This is a genomic window from Pelodictyon luteolum, assembly GCF_001622165.1.
Taxonomy (GTDB): Bacteria; Bacteroidota; Chlorobiia; order Chlorobiales; family Chlorobiaceae; genus Chlorobium; species Chlorobium luteolum_B.
Genome location: NZ_LVWG01000009.1, coordinates 32,785 through 50,001, shown reverse-complemented (window position 1 = coordinate 50,001; position 17,217 = coordinate 32,785). Strand labels below are relative to the sequence as shown.

At 57.3% G+C, this 17,217-nt stretch carries 14 protein-coding genes and 3 riboswitches; of the genes, 6 read left to right on the top strand and 8 right to left on the bottom strand.

Features of this window, described 5'->3' with window-relative positions; genetic code table 11:
• Positions 1-9: 9 nt before the first annotated feature.
• From rsxC to A3K90_RS00870, 8 genes are all read right to left on the bottom strand, one after another.
• Entirely contained in the window at positions 10-1,335 is a 1,326-nt protein-coding gene (gene rsxC, locus A3K90_RS00905; RefSeq protein WP_011357889.1) for an electron transport complex subunit RsxC, read from the bottom strand.
• Entirely contained in the window at positions 1,336-2,280 is a 945-nt protein-coding gene (locus tag A3K90_RS00900; RefSeq protein ID WP_303680723.1) for a Fe-S cluster domain-containing protein, read from the bottom strand.
• A gap of 70 nt (positions 2,281-2,350) precedes the next feature.
• Positions 2,351-2,794, bottom strand: coding sequence for a SoxR reducing system RseC family protein (locus A3K90_RS00895; RefSeq protein ID WP_303680722.1), 444 nt, complete (start codon positions 2,792-2,794; stop codon positions 2,351-2,353).
• On the bottom strand, positions 2,787-4,094 hold the full coding sequence (purB, locus tag A3K90_RS00890; RefSeq protein WP_303680721.1) for an adenylosuccinate lyase: 1,308 nt from the start codon (positions 4,092-4,094) through the stop codon (positions 2,787-2,789). Before purB ends, A3K90_RS00895 begins: the two co-directional genes overlap by 8 nt.
• Positions 4,095-4,161: 67 nt before the next feature.
• On the bottom strand, positions 4,162-5,589 hold the full coding sequence (locus tag A3K90_RS00885; protein WP_303680720.1) for a CCA tRNA nucleotidyltransferase: 1,428 nt from the start codon (positions 5,587-5,589) through the stop codon (positions 4,162-4,164).
• Positions 5,590-5,594: 5 nt separating this feature from the next.
• Positions 5,595-6,653 carry a Gfo/Idh/MocA family protein gene (locus tag A3K90_RS00880; protein ID WP_303680719.1) on the bottom strand — a complete coding sequence of 353 codons (1,059 nt, stop codon included), beginning with the start codon at positions 6,651-6,653 and terminating at the stop codon, positions 5,595-5,597.
• Between the two features lie 46 nt (positions 6,654-6,699).
• Complete coding sequence (locus A3K90_RS00875) at positions 6,700-7,974, bottom strand: tetracycline resistance MFS efflux pump (RefSeq protein ID WP_011357883.1); 1,275 nt, start codon at positions 7,972-7,974, stop codon at positions 6,700-6,702.
• Between the two features lie 102 nt (positions 7,975-8,076).
• A complete protein-coding gene (locus tag A3K90_RS00870; RefSeq protein WP_011357882.1) occupies positions 8,077-8,991 on the bottom strand; it encodes a cobalamin-binding protein in 915 nt (304 codons plus the stop codon).
• Positions 8,992-9,114: 123 nt separating this feature from the next.
• Here A3K90_RS00870 and A3K90_RS00865 point away from each other — a divergent pair, with 123 nt between their 5' ends.
• The 6 genes from A3K90_RS00865 to A3K90_RS00840 all read left to right on the top strand — a co-directional run bounded on the left by A3K90_RS00865 (position 9,115) and on the right by A3K90_RS00840 (position 17,160).
• Positions 9,115-9,624 carry an SRPBCC family protein gene (locus A3K90_RS00865; protein ID WP_303680718.1) on the top strand — a complete coding sequence of 170 codons (510 nt, stop codon included), beginning with the start codon at positions 9,115-9,117 and terminating at the stop codon, positions 9,622-9,624.
• A gap of 87 nt (positions 9,625-9,711) precedes the next feature.
• Positions 9,712-11,379 (top strand): Na/Pi cotransporter family protein, encoded by a 1,668-nt coding sequence (locus A3K90_RS00860; RefSeq protein ID WP_303680717.1) that lies wholly within the window; start codon positions 9,712-9,714, stop codon positions 11,377-11,379.
• Positions 11,380-11,441: 62 nt separating this feature from the next.
• Positions 11,442-11,660, top strand: a riboswitch (cobalamin riboswitch).
• Positions 11,661-11,687: 27 nt separating this feature from the next.
• The gene (locus tag A3K90_RS00855) at positions 11,688-12,035 is read left to right on the top strand and encodes a hypothetical protein (RefSeq protein ID WP_011357879.1); all 348 of its coding nucleotides are present in this window, start codon (positions 11,688-11,690) and stop codon (positions 12,033-12,035) included.
• A 164-nt stretch (positions 12,036-12,199) separates the two neighbouring features.
• Positions 12,200-12,400, top strand: a riboswitch (cobalamin riboswitch).
• 111 nt (positions 12,401-12,511) lie between these two features.
• Entirely contained in the window at positions 12,512-13,483 is a 972-nt protein-coding gene (locus A3K90_RS00850; RefSeq protein WP_303680716.1) for a zinc-binding dehydrogenase, read from the top strand.
• Between the two features lie 80 nt (positions 13,484-13,563).
• Positions 13,564-14,655 carry an anthranilate phosphoribosyltransferase gene (gene trpD, locus A3K90_RS00845; protein ID WP_303680715.1) on the top strand — a complete coding sequence of 364 codons (1,092 nt, stop codon included), beginning with the start codon at positions 13,564-13,566 and terminating at the stop codon, positions 14,653-14,655.
• 144 nt (positions 14,656-14,799) lie between these two features.
• A riboswitch (cobalamin riboswitch) is annotated at positions 14,800-15,040 on the top strand.
• A 245-nt stretch (positions 15,041-15,285) separates the two neighbouring features.
• Complete coding sequence (locus A3K90_RS00840) at positions 15,286-17,160, top strand: TonB-dependent siderophore receptor (RefSeq protein ID WP_303680714.1); 1,875 nt, start codon at positions 15,286-15,288, stop codon at positions 17,158-17,160.
• Positions 17,161-17,217: the final 57 nt, after the last annotated feature.

Here is a 17,217-nt window from a genome sequence, read left to right as displayed (position 1 = left end):
CTGTTGCTGTTAAGCGGTTTTGCGTTGACGGCGGTTGTTTCTGAGGGCCTTGGCGTACTTGATCCAGTGGACGAGTTCGCGTCCTGACGGGCACTGGTAGCTGCAGCTGCCGCATTCCGTGCAGTTCATGAGCCCGTAAGTCTCGGCATCATCCAGCCGGCGGAACTCGGCTTCGGTGGCAAGCAGCCATGGCTCCAGGCTCTGTGGGCAGCCGCTCGTGCATTTGCCGCATCGGATGCAGGTTCTTTCACGAGAACCTGTGAGCATGGTGTTGTTGATGAAGAGGATGCCCGATGTGGTTTTGGTGACCGGCACGTCGAGGGTGAACTGCGAGCGCCCCATCATAGGTCCGCCGGTGATGACCTGGTTCGTTTTCTCCGACATGCTGCCTGCAAAAGCGGCGATGTCGCTGAAGCGGGTTCCGATGACCGCCTTGATGTTCTTTGCCGACTTGATCTCCATGCCCGATACGGTCACGATGCGCTCAACCAGCGGACGGTTCAGGCATACGGCTTCGTAGACGGCAAGCGCCGTGCCGATGTTCTGGACGAGGCAGCCTTTGTCGAAGGGGAGCTGGCCCTCTTCGATGGTGCGGCCGGTGATGGCGTTGATGAGCTGTTTTTCCGCACCCTGAGGGTATTTGGTCTCGAGGGTGACGATCTCTATGCCTTTTCCGGCAGCTGCTTTCTGGAGAGCAAGAACGGCGTCGGGTTTGTTCGATTCAACGCCGATGAAGGGTTTTGCCTTTCCCTCAAAGAGCGAGGTGATGATCAGAAGGCCCTTCACGATACCTTCCGGAGACTCGAGCATGAGGCGGTGGTCGGCGGTGAGGAACGGTTCGCACTCGGCGCCGTTGAGTATGATGGTGTCGACCGGCTTGTCCTTGGGAGGGGAGAGCTTCACTGAGGTCGGGAACCCTGCTCCGCCCATTCCGACAACTCCCGCATCCTTGATTTTCCGCAGAATCTCCTCTTTCGAAAGACTCGTCGGGTCAATGGCCGGGGTGTTGCAGCCTTCCAGCCACTCGTCTTTGCCGTCGGTGGTGATGATGACGGTCATTGAGTAGTTGCCGCCGGGGTGCGGGGCCGATTTGACAGCCTTGACCTTGCCGCTCGTGCCGGCATGGACATTGGCGGAGATAAATCCGTCGGCTTCACCGATGAGCTGGCCTTTCTTGACCTCGTCGCCCACTTTCACAACCGGTTTGGCGGGCTTTCCGAGGTGCTGGTTCATAGAAACGGCAATCTCGGCGGGAATCGGCATGGCCTCAATCGCTTTCGATGCAGTCAGTTTATGTTCGGGAGGGTGGATGCCTCCAACCGTGAATGTCTTCATCTATGAGGCTTGTTTTGATTTGACGGTATCGTTCAGCCGGACGATGCAGTTGACTTTCGTCGGGCAGACCTCGATGCACTTGCCGCACGAGGTGCATTTTTCCTGGATGATGCGGGCTACGAAGTCTTCGATGACGATGGCCTGTTCAGGGCACTCTTTCACACATTTCTGGCAGGCGATGCAGCCGGCGTCGCAGGCACGTTTGGTGTCGGCACCGCGGTCGTGCGAGTTGCAGGCGATGAAGATTCTGTCGGCTTTCTTGTCCTGCATGACGAGCACTCCGGTGGGGCAGGCGGGAATGCAGGCTCCGCAGCCGGTGCAGAGGTCGGAATCAATGACGATGAGGCCGTTTTCGATACGCATGGCATTGAAGTCGCACCATGCGATGCAGGAGCCGAGGCCGATGCAGCTGTGGCGGCAGAGTTTGGGGCCGGCGAATGCCTGGGTGGCGGCCCAGCAGTCCTGGATGCCGACGTACTCGGCAGAAGGCTTTGCGACGTTGTCGGAACCCTGGCAGAGGACGGCGCAGACAACCGGCTTTGGCTCAGCCATTTCAATGCCGAGCGAGTCACCGAGCTTTGCGGCAAGATCACTTCCTCCGACCGGGCAGGTCATCGAGGTGTCTCTGGTTCGTACCAGCTCTTCGGCAAACTGGTTGCAGCTTGGATAGCCGCAGGCGCCGCAGTTGACACCGGGCAGGACCCCGTTGATGATGGTCACCATCGGGTCTTCTGCGACATGGAACTTTCTGGAGACAAAGTATATGATGACGCCGAGGGCGAGGGCAAGGGTTCCCAGGCTGAGGACGGCGGGTATGAAGGCTTCATTTACCATTGGCTTGTAATAGAGGCGGCATACGGGTATGCCGGTTGATGCATCATCCGGTTCAGGCGGTCTGTAACGGGGCAGTGTTCCCGTTCGAAGCCGCAGCGAATGTGCGGGCATTGAAAATTCTGACTTTCAAGGTACGGCTTTTCTGTCTGAAATAAAAGTACTGCAGGGCAATTGCCGTTCTTCACCCGTGTTTCAGGGGTTTTGGTACGACGCGGACCACCCTGTGGTAGGTCTTGTTTCTCAGAACAGCCTTGAGGACGACGAGGGTTAGAAGGAGGACCGCTCCTCCCGTACCTGCCGCCTGCAGGAGCGGCAGCTGGACGGCTGCCGCCGCGATGAGGGCGAGAATGAATGTCGAGAGGGGTATGACAAAGAGGATGAGTGCGGCCTTCAGCTCGGCATGCTCGCCGATGGAGAGTTCAACGATCGTGCCGGCGGTTGCACCGGCGTCGTTCCGTGCCAGAATGGTCTCGTTCTTCGCTTTGCCTGCACCTCCGCCGCTGGCACTGCAGAATCCGCAGTGCGGGCCTTTCAGGGCTTCGTCCTCACAGACGACCATGATCTCTGCAAGGCCTTTTCTTACGGCGTGTACCCGTCCGTACATTCGTGCAGCTCCTTCAGTCAAGTCCGTTGCGTTTGAAGATGACGTCAACGCTGTTCTTCAGCTTGCCAAGAATGGTGTCGAAGCTGAACAGGCCGGCGATTTCCTCTGCACTGATGTGCTGGAGAAGCTCTTCATCCTTCAGTACGAGCTCCCGCAGGTGGGTTTTCGTGGCCCAGCTCTCCATGGCGTTGCGCTGCACGAGCCGGTAGGCATCTTCGCGGGTCAGGCCTTTTGCCGTGAGGGCCAGAAGCAGGGTCTGCGATGTGGTGAGGCCGTAGGAGGAGTTGAAGTTCTCTTCCATCCGTTCGGGGTAGACGAGGAGGGTTTCGAGCGATTCCGAGAAGGTGCGGAGCATGTAACAGAGCGCGGTCGTGCTGTCGGGCATGATGATGCGCTCGACCGAGGAGTGCGAGATGTCGCGTTCGTGCCACAGTGCCACGTTTTCCATGGCGGCGAGGGAGTTTGAGCGTACGACGCGGGCCAGGCCCGTCAGGCGCTCGAAGGTGATGGGGTTGCGTTTGTGCGGCATGGCCGAGCTGCCTTTCTGGCCTTTGCTGAAGTACTCCTCAGCCTCACGGACCTCGGTGCGCTGCAGGTGGCGGAGCTCGACGGAGAACTTCTCGATGCTTGAGGCGACGATGGCCATGGTGGTTGCGAACTCTGCATGGCGGTCGCGCTGCAGGATCTGGGTCGATATGCTGGAGGGCTCCAGGCCGAGTTTGCGGCATACGGCTGCTTCAATGTCGGGGGAGAGGTGCTGGTAGGTGCCGACGGCTCCCGAGATCTTTCCGACCGAGATGGTCTCGACCGCGCGCTTCATCCGCAGGAGGTTGCGCTTCATCTCCTCGTGCCAGAGCAGGAGCTTGAGCCCGAACGTGGTCGGTTCGGCGTGTATGCCGTGGGTGCGGCCCATTTCGACCGTGTACTTGAACTCGACGGCACGCCGGGCAAGCACGGCGACGAGCTGTTCGATATCTTTTACCAGAATGGCGCCGGCGTCACGCATCTGCATGGCCAGGCACGTGTCGACCACGTCGGACGAGGTCAGCCCTTCATGGATCCAGCGGGAGTCGGGGCCGACGTAGCTTGCGACATTGGTGAGGAAGGCGATGACGTCATGCTTGGTCTCTTTCTCGATCTCAAGGATTTCTTCCACATTGAATGCGGCTTTCTTCCTGATGGTGTCGAGTGCAGGGGGGGGGACGATTCCGGCTTCCATGCGGGCTTCGACTGCGGCGATTTCAAGCTGGAGCCAGCGCTGGAACTTGGCTTCATCGGTCCAGATCGCCGTCATGTCTTTGGGTGAGTAACGAGGTATCAAGGGTGGTGCTGTTTTGGAGTTCGAAAAGGTTCTTCAAAAAAGGCTCAATATAACGAAAAGTCGGTGCTTATTTTCCCGCTGCAGGGGGGCCATCTCCCGATAACCTCCTGTATGCCTCCCGAACATACTCGAGCGCTGCTTCACGCTCATAGGGGAGAGTGCCGTCGATGATGGCGTTTTCCATCTCTTTTTTGATCATGCCGACCATCCTGCCTTCCGGGAGCTGGAGCTCCTGCATGATTTCCAGTCCGTCGACGGGCGGGCGCCATTTGGCCAGAAGATCCTTTTCTCCGACTTCCGCGATCTTCTTCTCCACATTTCCGAAGTTCTGCATGATGCGGGCAACCTTCCGGGGGTTCTTGCTCGTGACGTCTGCACGGCAGAGCGTCATCAGGTCTTCCAGATCTTCTCCGGCGTCGAACATGAGCCGGCGGATGGCCGAGTCCGTGATCTCTTCCTTCGAGAGGGGAATGGGCCGGTGGTGCATGCGGATCATTTTCTGCACATAGACGAGCCGGTCCTGCGGCCATCGCATTTCGCGGAAGATCCTTGCCGCCGCCCTCACTCCCACCGCATCATGGCCATGGAAGGTCCAGCCCGCATGTTTGCTGAACCGCTTTGTCTGTGGTTTTGCGACGTCGTGCAGGAGCGCGGCAATCCGGAGCCAGAGGTCCTGGGACGCCCGGGCGACGTTGTCGACCACCTGGAATGTGTGGTAGAGGGTGTCTTTGTGGCCAAGGCCGTCGATCTGTTCGATGCCCGCCATGGCTGCCGTTTCAGGGAGGATTTCTGCGAGCACTCCGGTTTCATGCAGGAGTTTGAGCCCGACTGAAGGCTCGGGGGACTGCATGATTTTCAGGAACTCGCTGCTCGAGCGTTCTGGGGAGACGATCCGGATCCGTTCGTGCATGGTGGCCATGGCCGCCACTGCTTCAGGAGCCGGGGTGAAGCCGAGCTGTGCTGCGAAACGCGCTGTGCGCATCATGCGGAGAGGGTCGTCCGAGTATGTCTGCAGGGGGGCGAGCGGTGTGCGGAGTATTTTCTTTTCAAGGTCCTCCCGGCCGCAGTGCTGGTCCACGATGGTGCCGCGCCCTTCATGGTTGAGGACGAGGGCAAGGGCGTTGATGGTGAAGTCGCGCCGTGAGAGATCGTCTTCGAGGGTGCCCTTGAGGGTGATGGGTTTGCGGGAGTCGTGGTTGTAGGACTCCTTGCGGGCGCCGACAAGCTCAAGGGTAAAGGTCGCACCCTCCGGGTCCGGAAGCTCGAGGCGTGCGGTGCGGAACCGTTCGAACAAGACGAAATTCCTGCCGCCGAGCTCTTTCTGGATCGTTTTGGCGAAGGGGACGGGGTCGCCCAACACCATGATGTCGATGTCGGTGCAGGGGCGCTGCATCAGCATGTCGCGGACATAGCCGCCGACAAGGTAGCAGCCCATCTGGCTCCTGTCGGCGATTTCTCCAATGCGGAACAGGATATCGGGAACAGTAGTTACCATGCGCTTCAGTCCTCCATCGCTCCTTCAGCCGCTTTCAGGGCCTCTGCGTTTGCGGCGATTTCCTCGGCGATGCGTCCGGCCACCATGATTGCCCGTCGGCCGTCGTGGGAGCTGACTGCCACTGGAGCCTCACCCGCCACTGCGGCGATGAAGTGCTGCAGCTCGTCCTTCAGGGCATTGACTTTCGGCGGGTCGGGGTGGATGTAGTCGAGCACGAGGCCCTGCATTGACTCCTGAATCTCGCCGAACTGTTCGAGGATCTTTTTTGCTGCAAAGGTCTTGATGGGGTTTTTCGATGAGGCTTCTTCGGGCTTCACGAGCCGGAACACTTCGGATTTGCCTGTCGTGAGGTCGAGCGATGCGTAACTTTTCGGCGCAGTCCCGAAAAAGCGGAGCTTGCGGCTGCGGCTCCGGCTGAGCCGGCTCGCCGTGACGTTTGCTGTCGCACCGTTCTGGAAGTCGATTCGGGCTGTGGCCATGTCGAGCTCGTTGGAAAACACCCTGACGCCGGAAGCAGAGATATGGCGGATCTCGGAGTTGATGAGCGAAAGGACAAGGTCGATGTCGTGGATCATGAGATCAAGCACGACAGAGACATCGGTCACCCGGCGTGAAAAGCCGCTGAGCCGTTCTGCCTGGATGTACATCGGCCGCCCGATATGGGCTTCGACCGCTCTCAGGGCCGGGTTGAACCGCTCGATATGGCCGACCTGGATGGTGACGCCCATCTCTTTTTCGAGACGGATGAGCAGGTCTGCCTCTTCGACCGTAGTTGTGATGGGTTTTTCGATGAAAAGGTGCAGGCCTTTCTGAAGCAGGCCGCGGGCGATCTGGAAGTGGGAACTCGTCGTTGTGGCGATGACGGCCGCATCGCAGGCTTCAGCCAGACTGTCGATGGTGGGGAACACCGAGACCTCGTATTTCGAGGCGATTTCCCGGGCCCTTGCGGGATCGAGGTCGAATACGCCGGCACAGGTGACACCGGGGGTTTCCTGCGCTATTTCCGCCAGCAGCTTGGTGTGGAACTCACCGAGCTTGCCGACGCCTATCACTCCGATGTTCATGATGGTATTCTCCAGTTAGGGCATGGTTGCCGAAGGGGGTTCTGAGTCAGGCGTTTGGGGATTCTACAGCTGCGGCACCCTCGGTATCGAAGGCCTCGATCCGGTACTTGAACATATCAAGCGCGATCAGTACCCCGAGAACCGTCAGCGCTCCGGCGACGATGTAGGGGGCGTGGAAGTTCATGCCGTAGAGGATGCTTCCGCTGAAGGGTCCCATGATGCGGGCCAGCGAGTTGACCGACTGCGAGATGCCGAGTATCTGTCCCTGCTGCTGCTTGTAGCTGTAGAGGGAGATCATTGAGAGGTTGATCGGGGCCACGAGGCTGGTGCCGATTGCAAAGAAAAAGAGGATCAGGAGCCCGATGGTGAAAAGGGAGTCCTTAGGGGCGAAGGGGACGAAAAAGACCCCGATGAAGGTGAAGATATGGCCCCAGAGAAAGAGCTTGTGTTCTCCGAGCTTTTTGATGAGGTTGCGGATCATGCCGCCTTGAACAACGACGGAAAAGAAACCGACATAGGCGAAAATGTAGCCGATGCCCTGGTCGGTCGCCATGAAATACTCTTTCCAGAGGAGGATGGAGGCCACCTGCATGTTGACGATGGCGAAGGTGAAGAGGAAATTGGCGATCATCAGCATGGCCAGCGGGCGGGAACTGAAGGCCAGTTTCAGGCCGTCGACATATTCTCCGGTCTTTTCCCCGAGGATTTCCAGAACGGGGCGGGAGGGACCTTTGGCCGACCTGCCGAAGCTGAAGGAGAGCTTTCCTGCGTTTTTGTTCGATTCAGGCAGGAAGAAGACGGCAAGCAGGAAGTCGAAAGCGATGAGCCCGGCAGAGACATAGCCGACCATCGGGATGCCCCAGTTGTGTTTGAGCAGGCCGCCGATGAGGGGGCCGATGATGAAGCCGATGCCGAATGCCGCCCCGATCATGCCCATCGCGCCGGAGCGGCTCTTGCTGTCGGTGACGTCGGTGATGTAGGCCTGTGCGGCGGCGATGTTGGCCGAGCCGATGCCGGAAAGGCCGCGGGAGAGAATGAGCAGCGGTATGGTGCTGGCCTGGGAGAAGAGCAGATAGGAGAGCGCAGTGATGAAGATGCTGATGAGCATGACCGGCCGCCGGCCGATCTTGTCACTCAGCTTTCCCCATAGCGGGGAGAAGATGAACTGCATGATGGAGAAGATCGCCGCGATGAAGCCGATCATGAACGGGTTCGCTCCGAGGTCCTTTGCGTAGGTCGGAAGAAGCGGCAGCACGATCCCGAACCCGATAAGGTCGAGCATGACGGTCAGGAGCAGGATGAACAGTGGCGACTTCTTCATGCACAGGGAGCGTTTTGTTCAGCGGTTTGCCCCCCCGGCCGGGGGGGTCAAAGCCCCAAAGATAAGAAAATTGAAGCCGAATCGGTACTGCCGGCCTGAAATTCAGCCCTTCTCTTTGTCCCCGGGGTAAAAGAGTCTGTGCAGCCTTTCCACTCCTTCAAGGACCCTCGGCCCCGGACGCAGGAACAGGCTGTTGTCGAACCCGTCGTACACATGTCCCCCCTTCACCGCACGGAGGTGCCCCCAGCCGGGGCGCTTCATCACATCTCCGGCAGCGGAGGTCTCCCTGGCCATGTACATACAGGCGATGATGTCCGGGTTCCGGGCAATCACCCACTCCTGGGATATTTCAAAATATTCCTTCTCCACCACGTCCCCGATGTTGCGTCCTCCGGCGCATTCGATCAGTGCCGAGGTGTAGCTGCCGCTGCCGCCGGTCCAGAACGGGTCGTCCCAGATTTCCAGATAGACGCTCGGGCGCGTTTTCTTTTCTCTGGCCTTCATGCGTTCTTCGGCCTTCATGCGGTATCGGCCGAGCCCTTCCGTGATGACGGCTGCAAGGCTGTCGGCCTGCTTTTCGTGGCCGGTCAGCCGGCCGAGTCTTCTCAGCGCGTCCGGGATCTCTTCAGGGGTTTTGCAGCTTATGGTCTCAAGCCGTATGCCGAGCCCTTTGATTTTTTCTCCCATCTTCTCATCGGCAAGGTCGACATCGATGGCAAGATCGGGGTGGATGGATGCGAGTACTTCAAGTGAGGGGCGGCCGAAGGCGCCGGTTACCGGGATCGCTTTAGCTTCAACCGGCCAGTCACAGGCGCTGGTGCGCCCGACGACCTGGTCCCCGGCCCCTATGGCGAAGAGCATTTCGGTGAGGCTCGGTGCGAGGCTGACGATTTTCGGGCGTCTGGCGTCCTGTGCCGGGGTTTCTGCATGCTTTTCCGTGCATGCGGCCGTGAAGATGAACATGCATAAGAGGGGCAGAAAGGCCATCTGCCGGAAAAGGTTGCCCTGTCGACGCATACGGGTGGTTGTTGCGGTTACTGAAGGTATCGGGTGGAAAATGCAGTAGCAAGGTACATAGCGCGTGTTGTAAATGCCAACAGGGCGGGGATACTTTTTTGCCCCGGGAGCGTTATAGGAACTATGGAAACACATACACTGCAGTTCGTACAGCACTTCCCGGTCGGGATTGAATGCGTCTGGGACTTTTTTTCGCGTCCCCTGAACCTTGCCCGCCTGACTCCGCCTGAGATGCGCTTCAGGGTAACGGGAGGGTCGGGCGCGGGGCACATTCATGAGGGTATGCGCATCACCTATACCCTCTATCCCTTCATGCTTGTCCCTGTTTTCTGGGAAACCGAAATCAGCCGGGTAGAAAAGCCATTTGTTTTTGAGGACGTGCAGCTCTCCGGTCCCTATCTGCACTGGATGCATCGCCATGAGTTCAAGGCGGTCAAGGGGGGCACGGAAATGACCGATACCATCTTCTACCGTATGCCCGGTGGCGTTCTTGGTGAACTGGTCGATTCATTCATCCTCAGCCATACGCTCCGGGAGGTTTTTGAATACAGGCGTCAGAGGGGCTTTGCTCTGCTCGGCAGAGAAAAAATATGTAATTTGCCTGCAGGCGGCCCGTCTCCATCTCCATCATGAACCGGGTGCCGACAACGAGCCAAAACGAGCTGTACACGAATCATGAATGCACTATTAACTCGCTAATGAACATGCCATGAACATGCCATGAACCAGGTGATCTCCTTCACATCCATCGCCGTGTATTTTTCCGGCGGTCTGGCTCTGTTCCTGTTCGGGATCAGGATGATGAGCAGCGGCCTGAAAAAGGCCTCCGGTGAGCGGATGAGGGTGTTTGTTTCACGCATTGCCGGCAGGCCTGTATTCGGGCTGTTTGCCGGAGCGATGGCAACTATGGTGGTGCAGAGCAGCAGTACCATCATCGCCACCCTCGTCGGGCTCGTACAGTCCCGCCTCATGACCTTCAGCCAGTCGCTGGCCGTGATTTTAGGCGCGGAAATCGGCACGACGGCCATGGCACAGCTGATTGCATTCCGGCTCCACGATTACGCCCTCGTCATCTTCACGTTGGGTTTTCTTCTCTACACTCTCGCCAAGACTGAGAACCTCCGTTTTCTTGGCGAGGCGGTATCGGGGTTCGGCCTGCTGTTTTTCGGTCTGCAGCTGATGTCCGGGGCGGTAGCGCCGCTGCAGGCCTATCCGCCCTTTCTCCAGATGCTCTCCTTTCTTGACAACCCGCTCGCGGGACTTTTTTCGGGCCTCTTTCTCACCGCCCTCATGCAGAGCAGCGGCGCGTTTATCGGTATCGTCATAACGCTTGCTTCTCAGGGCAGCATCGGTCTTGAGGCGGCGATTCCTCTGCTTCTCGGCGCCAACATCGGCACCTGCATCACGGCAGTGATTGCCGGCTCAGGGATGCTTCGGCCAGCCAAAAGGGTGGCGCTTGCACAAGTCATGTTCAACGTGGCGGGCATTCTCCTCTTCATCTTCTTCATCCCCCAGTTTGCTTCGCTCGTCCGGACCCTCAGCGTGTCGGAGGACCTGCCGCGGCAGGTGGCCAACGCCCATTCCATATACAACGTTTTCATGGCTCTTGTCTTTCTTCCGCTTCTGCCGCTGTTCGACCGCCTGCTGTATTTCCTTTACCCGGATGACCCGATGGAGATCCGCCAGCAGCCAGCCGTCTGGTACCTGAAGGAGTCCGCGCTTGCCACACCGGAACTTGCCCTCAGTTACGCGCGCAGGGAGATCGTACGCATGGCGCGCATAGCGGCCCGGATGGTCTGCGCTGCGCTGCACCCCTTTGTTCGTGAGGACAGGGGCCGGGATGAGGTGTTCCCCAGCCTTTCCATTATCGGAGGAATGGACATGCGGGAGGAAAAGATGGATTACCTCGAACGGAGGGTGTCGGACTACCTGATAAAGATCAGCCGGAGCGGTCTTACCGAGGCGCAGTCAAGGGAGGTATTCGCTCTCATGGAAACGGTCAAGTATCTGGAATCCATGGGAGACGTCATCGAGGCGCTCTCCCGTCGTCTTGTCAGGATGAAAGAGAGCCTCAGGACTCCGCTGAGCATGGATGGGAAAGAGGAGCTGCTCCGCCTGCATGCGTTTGTCTGCAGCGAATCGGGCAGGCTTGCCGACTTGCTTCAGAGCATGGACGCCGCAGAAGCGGCGGCGATCCTCGCCAAAGACCGGGAGTTCCGCACTCTTTCCTCAGAGACCGGGGCCTCGCATCTGGAGCGTGTACGGCGCAATCCTGAATCGGAACTGACGCACGACCTGCATATGGAGCTGGTCAATGTCCTCGAACAGGTTCACCATTACTCGAAGGCGATTACGACAGTCATTGCCGGAGCAGGAGAGAAGAGCTGATGGAGGACCACTATGGCATCTCTTGCTTTCTTCTGTTTGGCGGGAGGAAACTTTTTCTTATCCTGCAAATCTAGACTTGTGGTGCCTGAATATGGAAACATCGAAGGCGTAATAGGGAACCCGGTGTAAATCCGGGACAGTACCCGCTGCTGTAATCCTGCATCCCCCAAGGGAGATGGAAAGGTTTCTGCAACAATGCCACTGTTCCAAACACAAATGGAACGGGAAGGCTGCAGGAATTCGGGAAAGTCAGAAGACCTGCCGCAACTATTTCGTGAACGCTTCGGGATAAAAGCTGAGATACCAAGATGAAGAACAACTCCGCACAAGCACGGGGAGCGGGTAAACTCCGCCTCTCTGTCGGTCGCATCGGCACACGCATTTTTCTTTCGATCCTCCGCCGCCTCTTTCCGGCGCTGCGGGCTCCGGATTTCATCTCACCGCCTCCGCTTGAGGTGTTTTCCACAAGCCCGAGGATGCTGTTCACCAGTCCGCGGATGGCCAGAGCCATCCTGCAGCACCGGAGGCCGGAGGCGTGTTTTCCCGTCGGCATGCAGGAAAAGCCTGCTGACCCGCTCTGGGATCCGTTCGGATACGGGTATCCGTATTCCCTGAACTCGCTGCTTATCGTGTCGGTGACGCTGTTTGCCCTTTAGCCTCTCTCCCCGCTCCTTACCTCATGGTATGGAACTGCGGCACATGGCGCGGTGACTGAGGCAGTATTTCAAGCCCGTTCAGATTGATACACTGGTTCAGCAGCCCGGCGGAAGCTCCATGTTGTTCCTGTGGCTTTGCATGATTTGTATTTCATCGCGGATGCATTACCTTTGCAATGAGTGGTTGCATAGCATCCAGGAACACGGTGTGAATCCGTGGCGGTCCCGCCGCTGTAACCGGGAACTGAACCTGCACAAGATCCCCGGAAGGGGATGGTCACTGTTCCGGCATACCGGAATGGGAAGGTCTGCGGGGGAGGAATGATCCGGGAGCCAGAAGACCTGCTGTGACGAACCCTTACCAATAATCGGCATTTACCCCCGTGGGGAGTGCCTTGAGAGAATCCCAATGGCAAAGGGCTTCGCTCCATCTTCAATGAAGATGGGACGAAGCCCTTTTTTATTTATGCGAAAACATGAAAGCACTCCTTCTCTGCGGCCCCAAATCACTCTCGATTCTCGATCGGCCGATTCCGATACCGGGCGAAGGCGAGGTTCTTCTGCGGGTCCGGGCGGCCGCGATCTGCCGCACCGATGCCAAGATGTGGAGTTCGGGACATCGTGACCTCCGGCTGCCACGGGTTCTCGGCCATGAAGTCAGCGGCACTATCGAGGGCAATCCGGACCAGCTTTACGTCCTGTGGCCCGGCAAAGCCTGTGGCAGCTGTATGGCGTGCCGGAGCGGGCGCCAGAACCTTTGCCCGGACATGCGCATCACCGGCTTTCATCGTGATGGCGGTTTTGCTGAATTCCTCACGGCTCCGCGCTCCAGCCTTCTCGAAGTGCCTGAGGGAGTCGGCCCGGTGATGGCAACGCTTGCCGAACCTCTCGCCTGTGCCGTACACGGCGTGCGGCAGGGAGGTGTGAGTTCCCGGGAGCGGGTCCTCATTTACGGGGCAGGTACGCTGGGGCTTCTCGTTGCCCTTGTGGCGAGGGAATGTGGCGCTTCTGTCGTTATGTCCGATCCTGATATAGAGAAGCTTTCAAAGAGCGAGGTGTTCAGAAATCGTTTCGGAATCGGCACCGACGTACATCCGGGCGCGCCCTGTGGTCTGTTTGATGTTGTCTTCAACGCCACGCCGGCTCCGGAAGCCATTGAGGCCGGAGTCGACCGGCTGGCGGCCGGCGGCAGGTTCTGCCTGTTCAGCGGGATAGGGAAGGAGCCGGCAATCCCTGCCCGCGTAGTTGATGAGCTGCATTACCGTGAGCTTGCATTCATAGGCGCTTATGGCTGCCGGCTTCATGATATGGGTGAAGCAGTCCGCCTGCTTTCATGGTACAGCGCTGAGCTCGGGTTCCTTATTGAGCGCAGGATCCGGCTGGACGGGGTGCAACCCGCAATGGAAGCAGTCCTCAGCGGGAAAGGTTTCCGCCATGTCATTGTCTGAGGTGCCCTGATGAGCGTGTTATTACAACAACAGTGCCTCCGCCGGGATCGGACGGGGGCCGATTATGAAGGAAAAAATCAATGGAGAATGAACAACGGCTTCGGGAATTCGGAAAGTTGATTACCGCTGTTGCCGGTGGCCACATCATGGATCGTGAAGAGTCCCGGGAGGCCTATCGGCAGGTCATCCTCAACCTTCAGCCGGAGCTTCAGCAGGGGGCATTTCTTGCAGCACATCTGATGCGGGGACCGACCACCGGGGAGCTGTCCGGTGCGTGGGATGCCCTTGACTGCCACGATACCCTGAAAATCGATGTGGATCTCGTGGGGCCTGTATGTGATATCGTCGGCACGGGATCCGACCGGCTGAAAACCTTGAACTGCTCGAGCCCCGCCGCACTCATTGCCGCAGCATGCGGTCTGCCCATAGCAAAAAAAGGTGCGCGGCTCGTTACCGGCGTTTCTGGAGCGTCCGATATCTTCGAGGCTTTGGGGGTTGATCTGGACCACCCGCTTGAGCGGGCCGCACAGAGTCTCCGGCATGCAGGGATATGCTATCTGCCGGGAGAGGCGTTCCTGCAGTCAGGTTGGGCACGGCTCATCAGAAGCATGCGTTTCACTTCGGCATTCAACATCCTCGGTCCGCTCACCCGTCCCTGCCGGCAGAACAACTGTGCAGTTATCGGAGCCTATGCCCCTGCCGTGTCGGTACAGATGGTGGAAATCCTGAGAGACATAGGGATGGCAGCGGCACTCTCTCCCTACGGTACGGCAGCGGGGTTCGACCCGGCGTTCGGTATTGATGAATTCTCCCTCTCCGGGCCGACCCGCGTGGTTGAACTCCGGGACGGAAGCATTACGCACTACGAAGTCACTCCGGAGGATTTCGGGATGAAAACGGTGCCGTTCGAGTGCATTGCAAGCAGGAGCACTGCAAGGGAGAACGCAGCAACAGTTCTCGCTGTTCTTGAGGGCCGCGAGGGCGGGGCGGCAGCCGATTTCTTCTGCATGAACGCAGCGGCAGCACTCTATGTGTCCGGCATTGCATCGTCGTATCGCGAGGGTGGTGACAAGGCGCGCCATGCACTTGAGAGCGGTGCCGCCTATGAGAAATTCGAAGCCCTGCGTCAGTATCAGGGGCGTGATGTGTTTATGAGTAATGAAAGCAGATAAGGCTGTGGCTGTGAGGGCTCGGAGGTTGATTGCCGTGTCTCTGCGGCCACTCGCCTGAAAGGCTTGCTGTGCCTGCATGGGGAGCGGGCCCGGCTGATTGCGCTTGTCAGTTTCAGGAGAATTCGCTATATAACGCTTCATAATTGTTCTTTCAGCGTAGCTGGTGCCGGTTTAAAAACCGGAGAATAGGGAACTGCGTGAAAATCGCAGACTGTACCCGCAACTGTATAACGGTAAGCCACGAAATCCCTGCATGGCCACATGCATCGGTTTCAGGGTTCGTTCCAGGTCACTGCATCGTTTTCCACCTCGGAAAACAGCGGGAAGGCCGGAATGGAAGTAAGCCGTCAAAGTCAGGAGACCTGCCATCTACCATTTGCATAAACGATCGACTACGGGTTAATAGTCTGGGCAAAGCTGTATTACTTCTGCATCGCTTTTCCATCTGATCCTTTTTGCAAAGCACAGGCCCAAGGTCCGTCTCTCCAGTCTCCGGCTGCAGCTGTATGGTCTCACAGTCAATGATGCTTTGTTCTGGAATCCAAAAAGGAAATGCCGCTTCAGTGTCATACGCACCCTTCAGCTAACCCCTGTCTGTTCAATAATCCATAACTGAACACAGGAACAATCATGAACAAAAAAGTATTTCTCGCCGTCATGCTCGGACTGCTCTCGAGCCGGGGAGCGTTTGCAGAAGAGGCTTCTCCAACCTACATGATGGATGAGGTGGTGGTATCTGCAACGAAAACCCTCAACTCAATCAGCGATGCTGGAGGAAGCTCTGTTACCGTCATTACGGCAGAGGAAATTGAGAATTCCGGGCAGGAGACCGTAGAGGAGTTGATCAAGGGGACACCGGGAATTGATGTGGCCGCAAACGGTGGAATGGGGACTAAAACAAGCGTTTTCATGAGGGGTGCCGATTCCCAGCATACTCTTGTGCTTATCGACGGGATTCCGTCCAATGATCCGAGTGACCCGAACAGAGCTCCAAATATTTCGAATCTGACGGTCGATAATATTGAGCGAATTGAAATTGTTCGCGGTCCGGTAAGCGTGCTTTATGGCGGTAGTGCGCTTGCTGGCGTCATTAATATCATCACCAAGAAAGGCGGAAAAGTCCCTGCAACCTATGTCGGTGCTGAAGGCGGATCGTACGGGACGATGAAGTTTTATGGTGGAACCAGCGGCAGTCAGGGGAAAGTTGACTACGCTTTTGCGCTTTCCCGTTTGAAAACTGATGGCTTTTCAGTCTATGATGAAAACAATGCATGCATCAATCCAACGAATTTGTCATTTGAAAAAGATGGGTATGCAAATACAACACTGTCAGCGAATATTGGCGCCAGAATCAATGAAACAACCTCGCTTGAGGGTACGTTCAGGTATACGGATGCGCGGGTGGATGTTGACTCGTTCGGGGCTGACGTTCCCGAAAAGACGACTGATTCAGAGCAGTTCAGTGGACGGGTTGCCCTGAAAATGAAGTACCAGTCCCTGTTCAGTACAGCATATCTCAATATAAGCGATCAGAATCGCGACAACAGGACCGGTGATGTTTCTGAGGATACTTTTCATGGACACACCTATGAGATTGGATGGCAGGGTGACCTGTCACTCATCGATGCGCATGTGACAAGTCTGGGGGTGAGTTATCAGAACGAAAATATGCGGAATGAGGATTTCAGTCCTGCCTCCATGCTGAGCAAGGAGGCGTATACCGGGAGCATCTTTCTTCAGGATCAATGGAGTATCGGAGATATGAAGCTGGTCGGGGGTGTCCGTTACGATAACCATGAAATATTCGGGGATACATACACATACAGGCTTGCTCCGTCCTACACCTACGGCAATACAGTCTATAAGTTCAGTTATGGCACAGGATTCAAGGCACCATCTCTCTATGAATTATTCGGCCCTTATGGAAACTCGGAACTGAAGGCGGAATCCAGTACTGCCTGGGATGCTGGATTCGAGCATAGATTCAGTCCTGTCCTGAAAGTGGGGTCGACCTATTTCCATACCGAGGTTGATGACCGGATCGATTTTGACCGTGCCACATCGCTGTATACCCAGATAGCCGGGTCAACGACCATTACCGGTGTGGAAAGTTTTGCAGAGTGGCAGCTGACATCCGATCTGTTCTTTGGATTGAACCATACCTACACTTATACGCAGGATGCGGATAATGAGGAACTGGTCCGCCGCCCCAAAAATAAGGTTGCTTTCAGTGGTTCCTGGAATGCGACCAAAAAAGCCAAACTCCATGGATCAATGCAGTGGGTAGGCTCTCGCAGGGATAGCGGCGCGAAGGATGCCGACTGCAATACTACCGGAAAGCTTGAGAGCTACTTTTTGGCTAATGTTTCTGCCTCATATGACCTGAACGGCCAGGTCAGGCTGTACGGGCGCATTGATAACCTGTTTGATGCATATTATGAGGAGGCCTGGACGTATGCCAGTGTCGGGCGTTCGGCGTATGCCGGGGTTAAAGTCTCATTTTAAAGAACATTTTCAGCCGGTGGGCCGGCATTCATTGCTAATGCCGGCCTGTTCCGCTCA